The 16,460-nt window shown below is 47.8% G+C and carries 15 protein-coding genes and 1 tRNA gene; 14 read left to right on the top strand and 2 right to left on the bottom strand.

Annotated elements, in window-relative coordinates:
- Positions 1–485 precede the first annotated feature (485 nt).
- The 6 genes from hfq (at position 486) to V2P20_RS14110 (ending at position 6,903) form a co-directional block, all read left to right on the top strand.
- Positions 486–725 (top strand): RNA chaperone Hfq, encoded by a 240-nt coding sequence (hfq, locus tag V2P20_RS14135; RefSeq protein WP_020160432.1) that lies wholly within the window; start codon positions 486–488, stop codon positions 723–725.
- Positions 726–812: 87 nt separating this feature from the next.
- Complete coding sequence (hflX, locus tag V2P20_RS14130) at positions 813–2,078, top strand: ribosome rescue GTPase HflX (protein ID WP_331819385.1); 1,266 nt, start codon at positions 813–815, stop codon at positions 2,076–2,078.
- Positions 2,079–2,253: 175 nt separating this feature from the next.
- Positions 2,254–3,450 (top strand): FtsH protease activity modulator HflK, encoded by a 1,197-nt coding sequence (gene hflK / locus V2P20_RS14125; protein ID WP_331819383.1) that lies wholly within the window; start codon positions 2,254–2,256, stop codon positions 3,448–3,450.
- Complete coding sequence (hflC, locus tag V2P20_RS14120; RefSeq protein WP_194970140.1) at positions 3,447–4,304, top strand: protease modulator HflC; 858 nt, start codon at positions 3,447–3,449, stop codon at positions 4,302–4,304. Before hflK ends, hflC begins: the two co-directional genes overlap by 4 nt.
- 102 nt (positions 4,305–4,406) lie before the next feature.
- Positions 4,407–5,597 (top strand): ATP phosphoribosyltransferase regulatory subunit, encoded by a 1,191-nt coding sequence (locus V2P20_RS14115; RefSeq protein ID WP_331819380.1) that lies wholly within the window; start codon positions 4,407–4,409, stop codon positions 5,595–5,597.
- Positions 5,598–5,610: 13 nt separating this feature from the next.
- Positions 5,611–6,903 (top strand): adenylosuccinate synthase, encoded by a 1,293-nt coding sequence (locus V2P20_RS14110; RefSeq protein WP_331819378.1) that lies wholly within the window; start codon positions 5,611–5,613, stop codon positions 6,901–6,903.
- Between the two features lie 211 nt (positions 6,904–7,114).
- On the opposite strand, the gene V2P20_RS14105 is transcribed toward V2P20_RS14110, so the two are convergent.
- A complete protein-coding gene (locus V2P20_RS14105) occupies positions 7,115–7,351 on the bottom strand; it encodes a hypothetical protein (RefSeq protein ID WP_331819376.1) in 237 nt (78 codons plus the stop codon).
- A 462-nt stretch (positions 7,352–7,813) separates the two neighbouring features.
- Positions 7,814–7,900: transfer RNA gene (locus V2P20_RS14100), tRNA-Leu, on the bottom strand.
- Between the two features lie 369 nt (positions 7,901–8,269).
- Here V2P20_RS14100 and rnr point away from each other — a divergent pair.
- From rnr to V2P20_RS14060, 8 genes are all read left to right on the top strand, one after another.
- Positions 8,270–10,513 carry a ribonuclease R gene (gene rnr / locus V2P20_RS14095; protein WP_331819374.1) on the top strand — a complete coding sequence of 748 codons (2,244 nt, stop codon included), beginning with the start codon at positions 8,270–8,272 and terminating at the stop codon, positions 10,511–10,513.
- On the top strand, positions 10,510–11,250 hold the full coding sequence (gene rlmB, locus V2P20_RS14090; protein ID WP_331819372.1) for a 23S rRNA (guanosine(2251)-2'-O)-methyltransferase RlmB: 741 nt from the start codon (positions 10,510–10,512) through the stop codon (positions 11,248–11,250). Before rnr ends, rlmB begins: the two co-directional genes overlap by 4 nt.
- A gap of 4 nt (positions 11,251–11,254) precedes the next feature.
- Complete coding sequence (gene ccmA, locus V2P20_RS14085; protein WP_331819370.1) at positions 11,255–11,881, top strand: cytochrome c biogenesis heme-transporting ATPase CcmA; 627 nt, start codon at positions 11,255–11,257, stop codon at positions 11,879–11,881.
- The gene (gene ccmB, locus V2P20_RS14080; RefSeq protein WP_331819368.1) at positions 11,881–12,555 is read left to right on the top strand and encodes a heme exporter protein CcmB; all 675 of its coding nucleotides are present in this window, start codon (positions 11,881–11,883) and stop codon (positions 12,553–12,555) included. Before ccmA ends, ccmB begins: the two co-directional genes overlap by 1 nt.
- A 563-nt stretch (positions 12,556–13,118) precedes the next feature.
- Positions 13,119–13,883 (top strand): heme ABC transporter permease, encoded by a 765-nt coding sequence (locus V2P20_RS14075; protein ID WP_331819366.1) that lies wholly within the window; start codon positions 13,119–13,121, stop codon positions 13,881–13,883.
- Entirely contained in the window at positions 13,883–14,050 is a 168-nt protein-coding gene (gene ccmD / locus V2P20_RS14070; protein ID WP_331819423.1) for a heme exporter protein CcmD, read from the top strand. Before V2P20_RS14075 ends, ccmD begins: the two co-directional genes overlap by 1 nt.
- Complete coding sequence (ccmE, locus tag V2P20_RS14065) at positions 14,047–14,496, top strand: cytochrome c maturation protein CcmE (protein WP_331819364.1); 450 nt, start codon at positions 14,047–14,049, stop codon at positions 14,494–14,496. The genes ccmD and ccmE overlap by 4 nt, the downstream gene beginning before the upstream one ends.
- The gene (locus tag V2P20_RS14060; RefSeq protein WP_331819362.1) at positions 14,493–16,439 is read left to right on the top strand and encodes a heme lyase CcmF/NrfE family subunit; all 1,947 of its coding nucleotides are present in this window, start codon (positions 14,493–14,495) and stop codon (positions 16,437–16,439) included. The genes ccmE and V2P20_RS14060 overlap by 4 nt, the downstream gene beginning before the upstream one ends.
- The last annotated feature ends 21 nt before the right edge of the window (positions 16,440–16,460 follow it).

Genomic DNA, 16,460 nt, shown 5'->3' with positions numbered 1-16,460 from the left:
TTCGGTGGAATTATTTTCATCAATATTGCATTAAATGCTGCAAAAATGTAGCGGTTGGGCTTATTGGGTATTTTAAACTGGATAAACGGAGCGTCAGCAGTCGTTGTGAGAGTAAAGGCTTATGAGCATCAGGTGCAGGCATTGGCAATGCAATAAGATTTCAGGGTGTATGGACGGTTAGTGTGCTTCCGGCTATAAGCTTGCAAATAAAGTCTTATGAAGAAGACAGGCCGGCCGAGAGTACTCGGTTACGTGCCGGATACGGCAAAACAACGGTTAGAGATCAATTTACCGGACAAATTTTAGTAATGATGCGGATTTTTATATTTTTAAGCATGAGAAAGCAGGAATATATGAAAATTCAGTCTGAATGGCGTTAAAATATCTAGAAGCAATTTTTGAGTTATTTCATAAGCTTTTGTCATGACTTGTAATTGCAATTGTCTTAAGCAGCTTTTTTATAAAAAATAATAAGGAGAAACCGGATGTCAAAAGGTCAGAATTTGCAGGATAATTTTCTAAATACTCTTAGAAAAGAACATACACCTGTTTCAATTTTCCTTGTTAACGGAATTAAATTGCAAGGAAAAGTGGATTCATTTGATCAGTATGTGATTATGCTCAAGAATACAGTCAGCCAAATGGTATACAAGCATGCCATTTCAACGATTGTGCCGAGTAAGGCCGTAAAGCTAACGCGTGAAAATGAATCTAATGAAGAATAACTCTTTGAGAGTAAGTCTTGGTGCCGAAAAACATTAAAACAAAAGAAAATAACAATCTTTTTATAAATATGGTATTGGAGTGTTTACTTGTTTGATCGTCCTGGCTCAGGTGAGCGAGCGATTTTGGTTCATCTAACACTTCATTCCGGGCAGGAAGATCTTTTAGAATTAAAGGAATTGGCTAAATCGGCCGGGACAGATCCTGTTTACGTGGTAACCGGCAGTCGGCGCAGTCCTGACCCGAAATATTTTATCGGAACAGGCAAGCTTGATGAGCTAAAAAATGTTATAGAAAGCCAGTCTGCAGATATTGTTTTATTCAACCATCCGCTTTCACCTAGTCAGGAAAGAAACCTTGAAAATGCATTAGGTGTTCGAGTGGTGGACAGGAATGGATTGATTCTTGATATCTTTGCCCAGCGCGCACAAACTTTTGAAGGGAAGTTGCAGGTTGAGTTAGCTCAACTGCGTCATTTATCAACTCGACTAGTCAGAGGCTGGACGCATTTGGAGCGTCAAAAAGGTGGTATCGGTCTGCGTGGTCCGGGCGAAACTCAGTTGGAAACTGACCGGAGACTATTGGGTTTGCGTATTAAGCAGATTCAACAGCGATTGGAAAAAGTTGAAAAGCAAAGGCATCAAGGACGGAGTAAAAGAAAAAAAGCCGAAATTCCGTCTGTTTCGTTGGTAGGGTACACCAACGCCGGAAAATCAACACTATTTAATAAATTGACCGGGGCGAATATCTACGCAGCGGATCAGCTCTTTGCTACCTTGGACCCAACATTACGTAATTGTCAATTGCCCAATAGCGCGGAAATAGTGCTTGCCGATACGGTTGGTTTTATTCGCCATTTGCCGCATGAATTGGTTGCCGCATTTAAATCTACGCTGCAGGAAGCCAGTGAAGCAGATTTGTTGTTGCATGTGATTGATGCTAATGCCGAAGACAGAGATGAGACTATAATTCAGGTCAATCAGGTGCTGGAAGATATAGAGGCTAACGAAATCAGGCAATTGGAAATTTTCAATAAAATTGATTTATTAACGGATATTAATCCTCGGATTGATCGCGATGAGGCAGGGAATCCCGTGCGGGTATGGCTGTCTGCCGAAACAGGAGAGGGTGTCGATCTTCTTTACCAGGCACTGGCGGAAATGTTTTCAAGCACCAGAATCAAAAGAAAATGCTATTTGAGGCCTGATCAAGGGGATGTGAGAGCTAAACTATTTGCTGTTGCTAAAATACTTGAAGAGGAAGTTGATGATTTCGGCGGCTATGAATTAGTTATCGAGATGGATGCGAAGCATTTAGGTTTGCTCAAATCAATAGAAATTGAAGAATTACTTTAGCTTAGGTTTGTATAAAGTGTTTTTTTTTAGGATAATTCCCCAGCTAAACAATCAGAATTGGATAAAAATGTAGGATTTGCATGGGTAGGTTAGGCCGGCGGCCTATGCTGCTGGCTGAACGTCCTTCGGAATAACCATTAAATAAATTACAAATAATCCCATATGGAGCATATGTATGTCCTGGAATGAGCCTGGCGGCGATAAGAAAGACCCTTGGAGTGGTCGGGGTGACCAAAAGGGTCCACCTGATCTCGATGAAGCGATACGTTCATTGCAAGAAAAATTGGGCAGGATTTTTGGCGGCGGTAAAGGTGGCGGCGAAGGTTCTTCCGGCGGTCCAATAAAAGGTCTTGGCTTTTGGATAGCAGGTGGCGTGGTCCTGGTATGGGGATTATTCGGTTTTTACACTGTCGATGCGGGGAACCAGGGCGTTGAAACGCGCTTTGGCAAATATACCGTTACTACTGAGCCGGGCTTGAACTGGCATTTTCCTGCACCCATTGAGCGCGTTGATATTATCAATATTAAGCAGCAGCGTTACATTGAAGTTGGTTACCGGAGCGCGGGCAGCGAGCAGACTCTTGGAACGGTGCCCAAAGAAGCATTAATGCTGACCAAGGATGAAAATATTGTTGACGTTCGTCTGGCTGTTCAGTATCAGATTAAAGATGCTAAGCAATTTCTCTTCAATGTGGCCAACCCTGTAGCTACTTTGAAGCAGGCTACAGAGAGCGCAACCCGCGGCGTCGTCGGTAGCAGCAAAATGGATTTTGTCTTGACGGAAGGCCGTAGTGAAGTTGTGGCCCAGATTAAGAAGGAAATACAGGATATCATGGACAATTATCAGTCCGGTATTCAGGTTACTAGTGTTAACCTCCAGGATGCGCAGCCGCCTGAACAGGTTCAAAGCGCGTTTGAAGATGCCATTAAAGCGCGTGAAGATCAGCAGCGCCTAATTAACGAAGCGGAAGCCTATTCTAATGACGTTGTGCCCAAGGCACGTGGTGCGGCAGCCAGAGCGCTCCAGGAAGCCGAAGGCTATAAGGAGCAGGTTATCGCTCGGGCAGAAGGTGAAGCCAATCGTTTTTCCAAATTGCTGACAGAATACAAAAAAGCGCCTGAAGTAACGAGACAACGTCTTTATCTTGAATCCATGGAATCCATATTGAATGAAACAAATACGGTCATGGTTGACACTAAAGGCGGCAATAATGTGCTTTACTTACCAATAGATAAGATGATCCAGCAGTCGCATCCAACTTCACAGCCTGCTCCTCAAAGCGCGGCAGAACAGCCTGAACAGACAACTAAAATAGAACAACCTGCGTTGCGAACTACAACTCGCGGTCGTGATGCAAGGGGGCGCCAATGACACAGAATAATAAAATATTGTTAGGCATAGGCGCGCTGTTGCTTATCGGCATGATGTGCATATTTACAGTTAATGAAACTGAAAAGGCGATCAAATTCCAGTTAGGTGAAATCGTAAAGTCTGATTACGAGCCTGGACTTCATTTCAAGATGCCTTTTATTAACAATGTTAAGAAGTTCGATGCACGTATCCAGACTATGGATTCAAAACCTGAGCGCTTTTTAACGGCGGAGAAAAAGAATGTGATCGTTGATTCTTTTGTTAAATGGCGAATTGGCGATGTAACCACTTTTTATACCGTGGTAGGCGGGGATATAGATCAAGCCAACCTGCGTCTGGATCAAATTATAAAAGATGCCTTCCGTGGCGAATTCGGTAAACGTGATATCAAGCAATTAGTTTCGACTGATCGTCGGGCTATTCGTGAAATTCTAATCAAAAATTCCAGAGCTATTGCGGCAAATTTGGGTATGGATATTGTCGATGTCCAGGTTAAACGCATTGATTTGCCTAGCGAAGTCAGCAGTTCTGTTTTTCGCAGAATGGAAGCGGAGCGTGAAAGAGTTGCTCGCGAATTCCGTTCGCAGGGTGCGGAAGCTGCGGAGAGAATTCGTGCCGATGCAGACAGGCAACAGGTCGTCACGCTGGCTAATGCTTACCGCGATGCGGAAAAGCTGCGTGGCGAAGGCGATGCGAAATCGGCAGAGATATATGCAAATGCATATGGACAAGATGCTGAGTTCTTTGCTTTTTACCGTAGCTTGAACGCTTATAGAGGATCTTTCTCAGGCTCGGATATAATGGTGCTCGAACCTGACTCGGATTTCTTTAAGTACTTTAAGAGGCAAAAATAGCCGTGATGGTTTTAGTGAAGTAGGTTCATTCACTACATTGCTTTAAAATATAGAAACGCTCCGCCCGTGCGGGGCGTTTTGTTTGAGTGGACGCGCAAAAATATGCAACAAAAAGACTCCTGGCTGTTGCCAGACGGCATTGATGAGATTTTGCCGGAAGATGCCAAGCATCTTGAAAGCTTACGCCGTAAAATATTAGATACGTTTGCTTGCTGGGGCTATGAGCAAGTTATCCCTCCGTTTATAGATTATCTGGACTCGTTGTTGACCGGTTCAGGGCATGATCTGGAACTGCAAACTTTTAAACTGACGGATCAGATTAGCGGTGAAATGCTCGGAGTAAGGGCTGATATGACGCCGCAGGTTGCCAGAATAGATGCTCATAATCTCAAACATGAATGGCCCACGCGTCTTTGTTATGTGGGAACTATTCTGCATACACGCGGCGATGCTTTGGAGAAAACCAGAAGTCCGATGCAGATTGGCGCCGAGCTTTACGGTCATGCCGGCAAGGAAAGCGATGTGGAAGTTATTCGTTTAATGCTGGAAATGCTGGCGATAACGGGGTTGCAAAATGTTCATCTTGATTTGGGCCACGTGGGCATATACCGGGCTTTATCGAGACAGGCAGGATTAACGGAAGTGCAGGAAACTGCATTATTTGATGTATTGCAGCGTAAAGCCAAGCCAGAGCTTCAGGAATTAATGGATGGTTTTGCCATTGATAGCGCACTTAAGGCGATGTTTCTTAAATTGCCGGAACTGAATGGTGGCAAGGAAACTCTTGATAAAGCGCGCACAGTACTGTCGGTTGCTGATGGAAATGTGAGGCAAGCCTTGGCTGATCTGGAGTCTATCGCGGAAAGGCTGTCTGGCATTTATCCATCATTGCCGATCAGTTTCGATTTAGCGGAACTGCGAGGGTATCATTATCATACCGGTGTGGTATTTGCGGCTTTTGTGCCATCGCTGGGAAGAGAAATCGCTCGAGGCGGCCGCTATGACAACATCGGCGCTGTTTTTGGACGTGCGCGTCCGGCAACAGGGTTTAGTGCCGATTTGAAATTATTATCGTCATTAAGCAAGGAAATCAATCAGAAAGAACGGCGGACGCTAATTTTCGCTCCTTGTTTAGATGATTTGGCACTGAACGAAAAAATCAGGGATTTACGCGCGCAAGGTCAGATTGTCATTCAGCAGTTGCCAGGTCAAACTGGAAATGCCGGGGATCTGGGTTGTACATCTATTTTAGAAAAAGATAATCAAAACTGGGTCGTAACGGCCTTAGCTTAAGTTTGGAATAATTATGGGAAAAAATGTCGTTGTCATCGGTACTCAATGGGGCGATGAAGGTAAAGGTAAGCTGGTTGATCTGCTGACAGATCAGGCGGAAGCGGTCGTTCGTTTTCAAGGCGGACATAATGCAGGTCATACTCTGGTTATACGGGGGGAGAAAACCGTTCTGCATCTTATTCCTTCCGGCATCCTGCGGGATGATGTGCAATGCATGATCGGCAATGGCGTGGTATTGTCGCCGAATGCCTTGATGGAAGAAATTGAACTGCTTGAAAAGGCCGGCATCCCGGTCAGAAACCGTCTATTGATCAGTGAAGCCTGCACTCTGATTTTGCCGGTACACGTTGCCATAGATCAGGCGCGTGAAAAAGCCCGCGGCAGCAAAGCGATCGGTACGACAGGACGCGGCATCGGTCCTGCCTATGAGGACAAGGCGGCTCGGCGGGGATTGCGCGCCGGTGATCTGCTGAACCCGAAGCGTTTTGCAGAAAAACTGAAAGAGTTGGTTGAATATCATAATTTCATGCTGACTAATTATTATCATGCTGATGCGGTAGATTATCAGCAGACACTTGATGAGGCGCTAAAGCTGGGTGAGCAAATCAAGCCTATGCTGGCGGATGTGGGTGAGGAACTCTACAAATATCAGACTGAAGGCAAGAATCTATTATTTGAAGGAGCTCAAGGCGCTTTGCTGGATATTGATCATGGCACTTTTCCTTATGTCACCTCGTCCAATACTACAGCGGGCGGAGCGGCGACAGGAACCGGCATCGGTCCTCTGGATCTTCATTACGTGCTGGGTATTACCAAAGCTTATTCAACTCGCGTAGGAAACGGTCCTTTTCCGACTGAATTGCATGATGGCAACGGTGAACATTTGGGTACAAAAGGGCATGAATTCGGCGCTACGACAGGGCGTAAACGCCGTACCGGCTGGTTTGATGCGGTTTCCATGCGTAAATCGGCGAAAATGAACAGTTTAAGCGGAATTTGTTTAACCAAACTGGATGTGCTTGATGGTTTGGAAAAAGTCGGTATATGTACGGCTTACAAACTTAACGGGCACATTACTGAAACAGCCCCTTTAGGCGCGGATCAATATGAAGAATGCCAGGCCATTATCGAAGAGATGCCAGGCTGGAACGAAACTACAGCCGGCGTAACCGACTTTAATGCCCTGCCTGAGAATGCCAAGGCCTACATCAAGAGAATTGAAGAGCTTGTAGGCGTTAAGGTGGCTATATTGTCAACAGGACCTGACAGAGATGAAACAATTATTCTGGAGCATCCGTTCGCATGAGCCGATGGCTTTCTGGGGAAAGGTCTCGAAATGAATAAGTCTTCCTCTCTTCATGTAATTCCTTTGGTTCATGTCTATTGAAAAAGGAACAAATAAAAGCGCTGCATCTGTAACAAGTGATTTTTAAGATGCTTAGCTATCATAATAGATAATTATGAAAAAAGGCCGCATAAGCGGCCTTTTTGTTAGGTTGAGTTTTTGACGGAAATGGTTAATTTAAAAGAGTTGCTCTAACTTTCTCGACTTTACCACTTCTAGCCATACGTTCAATTCTAAATTTAGAGCCGATGTCAGGTTTGATGGTAACTCTGTCTGCGAAGCCCCATATTTTCGATGTGAATTTATCAAGGGAATAGACTTCCCACTTTGAATTGTCCTCTAAGACAATAATTTTTCCGGCGTCTTTTACACTTTTAATGGTGTGTTTACCAATATTGTTGTACAACATATACGTTTCCTTAATAGCAAGACGGTGATATATGTTTTCCTTATGCTTGGATGGCAGCGTCTAACGACGAAATGTGTTTAGAAAATACTAACACATGATTAATGATTACCATATGCTGCGCATGTTGTCAATAGTTGGAGCATGGGGAAGCGGGGGTGCCTGATTAAGCTCTGGAGTGCTTCGTTTTGAGCGACTTGATTAATGGAACAGTAAGAAATGGATTTTTTTAGATGGTTTTGGTCGATTGGGCGATTTTCTTATCGAAGCGTAGGAAATTGCATTCGATGCTGGAAATTCTGCATACATGCAGTCATCTGCGTGGGTGGAAAGCTGAGATGACATCGAGGCTTTCGGCAAGGCCAAAACAGAATTTTTGCGCGTTATCTAGCGATAGGTAGACTATCGGTTCCAATTGCGAGCTTAAAGTAAAAAGCGCAAGTTTTTGATATTCTTAAAAAGTGATGGTGCCGAGGAGAGGACTTGAACCTCCACTGGGTTGCCCCAACTAGCACCTGAAGCTAGCGTGTCTACCAATTTCACCACCTCGGCTGAGGGAAGCTGTATAAGCTGAGTGAGCGCATATAATATTGGCTTATTTGATTTTTGTCAAACAAATTGTAAATTTTTTTAACATTGAGGTTATTTTTGAAGTTTAAGGAACTCTTAATAACCAATTTCCTCCAATGAACAATTAGTCTGTAATCTATTCTAAGGTCTGAAGATATGAATTTCAGGCCGTCTTGGACATAGAAATGTTAATTAACTGCACAAATGGAGAGCCAGATAAATGGAGATTCTTTTTTTGTATACACGCGAAAAATTCAAAAGTTTTTTCTTTTCATGCTAATCGATATACTAAGTAATGTATTATATGAATATTACTTATGGTATCCATCACCTTGCATTTCATTAAAATAAATGACAGCGAAGTCAAAAAAAGACGTTGATTTTAGTTCAACAATAGACCCATATGCTCAGCGCGAAGCTGAGAAGTATGAGAATCCGATCCCCAGCCGTGAGCTGATTCTGCAGCTTATTGAGGAGGTAGGGCGGCCTCTGCGCCGTAAAGAGATTGCAAGAGCCTTTTCCTTGGCAGGGGAAGACCAGTTGGAGGCGTTGCGGCGTCGGCTCAGAGCTATGGAACGAGATGGGCAATTGATCTTTAATCGGGCGCAGCAATATTGCCTGGTTAACAGTAGGGATTTAATTGCCGGCCGCATTATCGGTCATCCCGACGGTTTTGGTTTCATTAAACCTGATGACGGCTCTGATGATCTGTTTCTGTCGCCACGGGAAATGGATCAATTAATACATAACGACAGGGCCGTTGTCCGCGTTTCAGGAATCGATAAAAAAGGCCGTAGGGAAGGCGCAGTTGTTGAAATTATTGAAAGGAATACACACCAGATTGTAGGACGGCTCTACAAGGAAAGAGGCTTTACCTATGTGGTGCCGGATATTAAGAATATCGCGCAAACCGTCCTCATTGAAAAAGGCGATGCTGGCAAAGCCAAAGTAGGGCAGATCGTTGTTGCAGAAATCCTTGAACAACCGACCAAACTGCGGCAGCCTATCGGCCGGGTCATCGAAGTGCTGGGCGATCATATGGCGCCCGGCATGGAAATTGAGATGGCTATTCGCTCCTATGAATTGCCCAATCAATGGCCCGATGAACTGCTGAAAGAAATTAAACCGTTAAAGAATGAAGTGCCGGAATCGGCCAAGCAGAATCGGGTCGATTTACGGGATATTCCTCTCGTCACAATCGACGGCGAAGATGCCCGCGATTTTGATGACGCGGTCTATTGCCAGAAAACTTCAACCGGCTGGAAATTATTGGTGGCAATCGCCGATGTCTCTCATTATGTGCAGATCAATACGGCTTTGGACAGAGAGGCGCAAAACCGCAGCACTTCTGTCTATTTTCCGGAAAGGGTCATCCCGATGCTGCCGGAGATCCTGTCGAACGGATTATGCTCGCTCAATCCCGACGTAGACCGTTTATGTATGGTCTGCGAACTCTATATAAGCCAGCAAGGTAAAGTCTTCAGATCACGCTTCTTTGAAGCCGTGATGCGCTCACATGCCAGATTGACTTACACCAATGTAGCCAAGATGCTCGTCGAAGGCGATAAGAAACTGGCCAAGCAGTATAAAGCTTTGATGCCGCATCTGCAGGAGCTATATGCGCTGTATAAAGTTCTGCGTAAAAGCCGGGAAGAACGCGGCGCAATGGATTTTGATACACAGGAAACACGCATTATCTTCGGGCCAAACCGTAAAATCGAAAAAATAGTGCCTGTAGTGCGCAATGATGCGCACAAGCTGATTGAAGAATGCATGATTACAGCAAACATGGCGGCAGCGCGATTTTTAAACCGTAAGAAAATGCCCAAGTTGCTGCGGATACATGATGGGCCAACTCCTGATAAATTGCTGAGCTTGAGAAGTTTTCTTGGCGAATTGGGCTTAAGATTGGGTGGCGGCGCCAAACCAACGCCTCTGGACTATATGTATTTAGTGGATTCGATCCAAGGCAGGCCTGATGCGCACTTGATACAGACCGTTTTATTGCGTTCCATGTCCCAAGCAGTCTACAGTCCTGAGTTAAAAGGCCATTTCGGTCTCGCGCTGGAAGCTTATGCTCACTTTACTTCACCTATACGACGTTATCCGGATCTGCTCGTCCATCGCGCCATTAGACATTGTCTGCAAGGCAAAACCGCAGAGAATTTCTCTTACGGGCTGCCTGACATGGAGAAACTGGGTGAGCATTGCTCTGCCAATGAACGCCGCGCCGATGATGCCACACGGGATGTAATCAGCTGGCTCAAATGCGAGTATATGATGGATAAGGTCGGCGAAGAATTCCCCGGCATTATTTCATCAGTCACTTCATTCGGCTTGTTTATCGAGTTGACCGAAATTTATGTGGAAGGTTTGGTTCATATCAGCAATCTGGCTCAGGATTACTTTCATTTTGATCCGACCAGTCATCAGTTGCTTGGCGAAAAAACCGGCACCCGCTATCGTTTGGGCGACAGCGTCAAGGTCAAAGTAGTCCGCGTAGACCTGGATGAAAAGAAAATTGATTTTGAACTGGTGCATAAGCAAGCGGCGTTGAGCAAACCTAAAAAAAAGCGGCGTAGAAGTAAAAAATGAAGTTAACCAAACTATTCGGTATTCATGCGGTACAGGCCTCTTTGGATTACTCACCCAAAAAAATCAATAAAGCCTGGGTGGACACGCAACGGCAAGACAAACGCTTGATGCAGGCTATTGACGATTTGCTGTCGTTGGGCATAGACCCGGAAAAAACCGATCGCAAAAAACTCGACCGATTTGCCGAAGGCAAGAATCATCAGGGCATTGTGATCGAAGTGGAAATGCCGGCCGAGCTGTCGGAAAGCGACTTAAAGCAGGCTGTGGAAGCTTTATCAGGCACGCCTTTATTGCTGGTGCTGGACAATGTCCAGGACCCGCACAATCTCGGCGCCTGTCTTCGAACGGCCGATGCAACGGGTGTGCAGGGCGTGATTATTACCAAGGACAACGCAACCGGCATTACACCGACAGTCTGTAAAGTGGCCAGCGGCGCGGCCGAAACAGTGCCTGTTTATCAGGTGACCAATTTGTCCAGAACCCTGCGTTGGCTCAAGGATCAAGGCATCTGGATCATGGGAGCCGCCGGTTCCGCAAACCAGACTGTCTATCAGACTGACTTGACCATGCCGCTTGCCGTAGTGGTTGGCGCCGAAGGCAAGGGCTTGAGGCGGTTGACGCAGGAACAATGTGATTTTCTGGTTAAACTGCCCATGCTGGGGCAAGTGGAGAGTCTCAATTTATCTGTGGCTACCGGCGTATTGCTGTATGAGGCTGTAAGGCAGCGCTCGAACTAAAAACATGATAGCGACAAAGCAACAATTATTTTTGCAAGGCAGTGATTTAAGCTGCATACGCGATGACAAAGTCCTGTTTGCCGGGCTTAATTTCGCGCTATACTCGGGCCAAGTTTTATTGCTGGAAGGTAAAAACGGCAGCGGTAAAACGTCGTTGCTGCGCATTCTATGCGGGTTTCGCGAGCCGGATGCGGGGCAGGTGCGCTGGTGCGGTGAAGCCGTAAACGACAGTCAGTTTTATGCGCAGATGGCTTATGTCGGCCATCTGGACGGCATTAAAAAAGAACTGACCGTACTTGAAAATTTAAAAATGGCATTGGCATTAAGCAAGCCTGGACGCTATACGATTGAGGCAGCTTTAGATAAAGTCCATCTGGCCGGATTCGATGATGCACTCGTGCAGACCTTGTCGGCTGGACAAAAAAGAAGATTGTCATTGGCCCGTTTGCTGATCACGGACAATCAATTGTGGATTCTTGATGAGCCTTTTACCTCATTGGATAAACAGGGGATTGCTCTTATTGAAACTTTAATGATCGAACATGCGGTCAAAGGTGGCATGATCATCCTGACTTCACATCATGACATCGATTTGCATGATGTTGACGTGCAACGTATTAATTTGTCCTGATGTCTTTATCACGTGCATTTTTCGCCATTATCCGGCGCGATCTGGTCCTGGCATTGCGCCGGCGCTCGGAAATGGTTAATCCGCTGCTGTTTTTCATCCTGGTAATCACGCTGTTTCCGTTGGGAATAGGCGCGCAGCCGAAGTTATTACAAGCCATTGCCCCCGGAATTATCTGGGTTTCGGCGCTGCTGGCCGCCATGCTTTCGCTGGATAGCCTGTTTCGCTCGGATTTTGACGATGGTTCTCTGGAGCAGATTTTGTTGAGTCCGCATCCGACCTCTGTTTTGGTTCTGGGCAAAATAATTGCCCATTGGCTGGTGACAGGTTTGCCGTTACTGCTGGTGGCGCCGCTGCTGGCTGTTTTCCTGGGTATGCCTGGTTCGGCGTTAAGCGTTTTGTTGCTGACGTTGCTGCTGGGAACGCCGGTATTGAGTTTAATAGGTGCCATCGGCGTCGCGCTAACGATAGGCCTGCGCCGGGGCGGCATGATTCTGTCTTTGCTGGTTCTGCCGCTGTACGTGCCGGTACTGATTTTTGCCGGCAATGCGGTAGAGATGGCGGGCAGCGGCTTGCCTGTGGACGCGCAAATCAGTATTTTGATAGCGATTTTATTGATGGCATTGGTGCTGGCGCCACTACCTGTAGCTGCGGCATTAAAAATGAGTATTAGCTGATAATATTTCGTAGAATGGGCGAAGAATATTACAAACTGATGTTACACAGTAAGTTGAATTCAGATCGGTTTAACAAAGTGTCGCTAACGCGACGGTTGTGTTAATCGGATTTACCGCGCCCGAGGGCGAGTTACTTGCTTTTAACAGCCTGTGTAGGCTGGGTTGGAGCTTTAGCGGAAACCCGGCGTGGGCGGACGAAATGCTGGGTTTAGCAACCCAGTCTACCGCCGCTAAAAGCTGCGGCGCTTGGCGCGGCAAACGGGATGAAACCGCCTTTGCATAACATCAGTTACAAATTAAAGAATAGAGCGTTTTTACCGATTACCTTATTTACACATTATTCTTCAATGATATTTCCGAAGCAGGTCAATTGTCTGGTATTGATCGGATGATCAAAGACGGCATTGGCTTTGATTTTAATAGATTGCCTGAGTATATGATTGAACGAAGTTTGGATGCCGTCTTAATTGCAAGGCATAAAAAAACGGGTTTGTAAGGCTGCTAAAGTAATTCAGGGGTCTTCCACTTTTTGTCTTTAACTTTTCGCTTTTTATCTGTTCATTATGTTTTTGATTCCGGATCCGGTTGTTAGATTCTTCCATCGCATGGCTTCGCCGCCGCATTTTTATGCTTTTACGGAGCGCCTGATGCCGTGGCTGGCGGTAATTTTTCTGCTGCTGCTGGCGGCAGGCCTGTACGGCGGACTTTATCTGGCTCCGCCGGACTATCAGCAGGGCGACAGCTACCGCATTATCTATATCCATGTGCCCAGCGCCTGGATGTCATTGTTTATCTACGTCGTCATGGCCATTGCCGGCGGCATAGGACTGGTCTGGCGTATTAAACTGGCCGAGATCGTCGCCGTCAGCAGCGCGCCGGTCGGCGCCGGTTTTACGTTTATCGCGTTAGTGACCGGTTCGCTGTGGGGCAAGCCGATGTGGGGAACCTGGTGGGTCTGGGATGCACGTTTGACGTCCGAATTGATTCTGCTGTTTTTGTATCTCGGCGTCATCGGCCTTTACGGTGCGATAGATGACAAGCGCACGGCATCGAAGGCCGTGGCGATTCTGGCGCTGGTTGGCGTAGTCAATATCCCGATCATCCATTATTCCGTTGAATGGTGGAACACCTTGCATCAAGGTCCGACCGTGACCAAAATGGATAAGCCTTCCATTCATGTCAGCATGCTGATACCGCTGTTGTTGATGGCGGTGGCTTTTAAATTTTATTATCTGATCGCCATGCTGCAGCGCGCCCGCGTCGAACTGCTTTCACGCGAACGCAACGCGCAATGGGTCAAATCTATGGCATCATTGGGAGCTGAATGATGAATTGGCAGGAATTTTTTGCAATGGGCGGTTACGCCTTTTATGTGTGGACTTCTTACGCGGTCACTTTCATTGTATTGCTGGCCAATATCGTCATTCCCATCGTGCGGCGTAAACAATTTTTACGTCAGCAGGCTTTAAAGCAGAAACGACAAGGTACGCTATGAAACCAGCCAGAAAACAACGCTTGATACTGATAGCCTTGATGCTGATCGGCACCGGTTTTGCCGCCGGTTTTGCGTTGAAGTCATTCAATGAAAATCTGATGTATTTCTTTTCGACAACCGATGTGATCGAAGGCAAGGCGCCTAAGGATGCTCTGTTCCGTTTGGGCGGTATGGTCGTCAAAGGCAGCGTTGAGCGGCCCGGCGACGGGATGACGGTGCGCTTCAAGCTGACTGATTTCAGCAAAGACGTGACGGTCGAATATACCGGCATTCTGCCGGATTTGTTCAGAGAGGGGCAGGGCATCGTAGCGCATGGCCGGCTCAATGAACAGGGCGTTTTTGTCGCCGAGGAAGTCCTGGCCAAGCACGATGAAAACTATATGCCGCCGGAAGTGGCCGGCAGTTTGAAGACCGGCATGAATCAGGCGACAGGACAAAAACAATGATTGCGGAACTCGGGCATTTCTCACTGATTCTGGCGTTGTGCATGGCGGCCATTTTAGGCACATTGCCGATTATCGGCGCATCGCGCGCCATTGCTGGCTGGATTGCCGTGGCGAGGCCTGCGGCTTATGCGCTGGTTTTATTCATGATCATCGCTTACGGCTGTCTGACTTACGGCTTTTTGACGCATGACTTCTCGATCGCCTATGTGGCGACCAATTCGAACACGGCCTTACCTTTCCTGTATCTGATTTCAGGCGTCTGGGGCGCGCATGAGGGCTCTTTATTGCTCTGGGCGCTGGTACTGTCATGCTGGACGGCGCTGGTGGCGCTGTTCAGCCGCAACATTCCCGAGACGACCGTTGCCAGAGTGCTGGGCGTCATGGGGCTGGTCGCCGTCGGTTTCATTCTGTTCCTGCTGCTGACCTCCAATCCTTTCGAGCGCCTGTTTCCAGTGCCCGTCGAAGGGCGTGACTTGAACCCATTGTTGCAGGACCCCGGCCTGGCCATACATCCGCCTATGCTGTATATGGGCTATGTCGGCTTCTCTGTCGCGTTTGCTTTCGCTATTGCGGCGCTGCTGGAAGGCCGGCTGGATGCCGCCTGGGCGCGCTGGTCAAGACCCTGGACCAATATTGCCTGGATGTTCCTGACGCTGGGCATCGCCTTGGGCAGCTGGTGGGCATATTACGAGCTGGGCTGGGGCGGCTGGTGGTTCTGGGACCCGGTGGAGAATGCCTCATTCATGCCCTGGCTGGTCGGAACCGCATTGATCCATTCCTTGGCGGCAACCGAAAAACGCGGCGTTTTCAAAACCTGGACGGTATTGCTGGCCATTTTCGCGTTTTCTTTGAGTCTGCTCGGTACGTTCCTGGTGCGCTCTGGTGTTTTGACGTCGGTGCACGCGTTTGCCAGCGATCCGGCCAGAGGCTTGTTCATTCTGGTATTCCTGGCCGTTGTCGTCGGCGGCTCGCTGCTGCTGTATGCGGTCCGGGCACCTTACGTCAAAAGCAGTGCGACTTTTGAACTGGTGTCGAAAGAGTCCGTGATTTTACTGAACAACGTCCTGCTCGTTGTGACGGCAGCCAGCATCCTGCTCGGCACCTTGTATCCATTGATTATCGATGCGTTGGGGCTAGGCAAGATTTCGGTCGGCCCGCCTTATTTCAATGCCGTATTCATACCCTTGATGGCGCCGCTGTCGATTGCCGTAGGTTTGGGCGTGCTGCTTCGCTGGAAGCGGGACGACATCAAGACGGTCGCCTTGCGCGTGCGCTGGGCGATCCTGATCTGTGCGGCAGGCGGTCTGCTGATCCCTCTCGTCATGCCTTTTTATTCCTGGGCGGCGGTGCTGGGCGTGACGCTGGCGTTATGGACCGCGGCTATTTCGATTCTGGCCTTTATGGACCGGGCGGTCGGCGCACGGGGCTTTTCATGGCAGCGACTGCGGAGCGTGCCGGCCGGTTTTTACGGCATGACCCTGGCGCATCTGGGTATCGCAGTGTTTGTGGTCGGCATTACCTTCACGACCGTTTACAGCATCGAGCGAGACGTGCGCATGGCGCCCGGCGAGACACTGGATATGTCGGGTTATCTGTTTGAGTTCCATGGCGTGCGGCAGTCCGAAGGGCCTAATTACCGCGCCGAGCAGGCATTCGTCACGGTCAGCCACAAAGGTGCTCAGGTTGCTAAGTTAGAGCCGCAGAAGCGTGTTTATCGCGTGCAGACCATGCCGATGACCGAGGCGGCGATCGATGCCGGCCTGTTCCGGGATCTGTTCGTAGCCATAGGCGAGCCGCTGGGCAACGAGGGCGCCTGGAGCCTTCGCATTTACTACAAATCCTTCATCCGCTGGATCTGGCTGGGCGCTGTATTCATGGCGGCGGGCGGCTTGTGCGCGGCTTTCGACAGGCGCTACCGGTACAAGATAAAAGAGGCAAGGTAAGAACCTTTTGCGCCACAACCT

Origin of the sequence: Methylobacter sp. Wu1, assembly GCF_036553575.1 — a bacterium.
GTDB lineage: Bacteria > Pseudomonadota > Gammaproteobacteria > Methylococcales > Methylomonadaceae > Methylobacter.
Note: the sequence above shows the minus strand (reverse complement) of the source record. Positions and strands in the feature narration are given on the sequence as shown.

Excerpts from the sequence above, each read along its gene's own strand:
- hfq (WP_020160432.1), top strand. The coding sequence starts at position 486 with ATGTCAAAAGGTCAGAATTTGCAGGATAATTTTCTAAATACTCTTAGA.
- hflK (WP_331819383.1), top strand. The coding sequence starts at position 2,254 with ATGTCCTGGAATGAGCCTGGCGGCGATAAGAAAGACCCTTGGAGTGGT.
- hflC (WP_194970140.1), top strand. The coding sequence starts at position 3,447 with ATGACACAGAATAATAAAATATTGTTAGGCATAGGCGCGCTGTTGCTT.
- V2P20_RS14115 (WP_331819380.1), top strand. The coding sequence starts at position 4,407 with ATGCAACAAAAAGACTCCTGGCTGTTGCCAGACGGCATTGATGAGATT.
- V2P20_RS14110 (WP_331819378.1), top strand. The coding sequence starts at position 5,611 with ATGGGAAAAAATGTCGTTGTCATCGGTACTCAATGGGGCGATGAAGGT.
- V2P20_RS14105 (WP_331819376.1), bottom strand. The coding sequence starts at position 7,351 with ATGTTGTACAACAATATTGGTAAACACACCATTAAAAGTGTAAAAGAC.
- rnr (WP_331819374.1), top strand. The coding sequence starts at position 8,270 with ATGACAGCGAAGTCAAAAAAAGACGTTGATTTTAGTTCAACAATAGAC.
- rlmB (WP_331819372.1), top strand. The coding sequence starts at position 10,510 with ATGAAGTTAACCAAACTATTCGGTATTCATGCGGTACAGGCCTCTTTG.
- ccmA (WP_331819370.1), top strand. The coding sequence starts at position 11,255 with ATGATAGCGACAAAGCAACAATTATTTTTGCAAGGCAGTGATTTAAGC.
- ccmB (WP_331819368.1), top strand. The coding sequence starts at position 11,881 with ATGTCTTTATCACGTGCATTTTTCGCCATTATCCGGCGCGATCTGGTC.
- V2P20_RS14075 (WP_331819366.1), top strand. The coding sequence starts at position 13,119 with ATGTTTTTGATTCCGGATCCGGTTGTTAGATTCTTCCATCGCATGGCT.
- ccmD (WP_331819423.1), top strand. The coding sequence starts at position 13,883 with ATGAATTGGCAGGAATTTTTTGCAATGGGCGGTTACGCCTTTTATGTG.
- ccmE (WP_331819364.1), top strand. The coding sequence starts at position 14,047 with ATGAAACCAGCCAGAAAACAACGCTTGATACTGATAGCCTTGATGCTG.
- V2P20_RS14060 (WP_331819362.1), top strand. The coding sequence starts at position 14,493 with ATGATTGCGGAACTCGGGCATTTCTCACTGATTCTGGCGTTGTGCATG.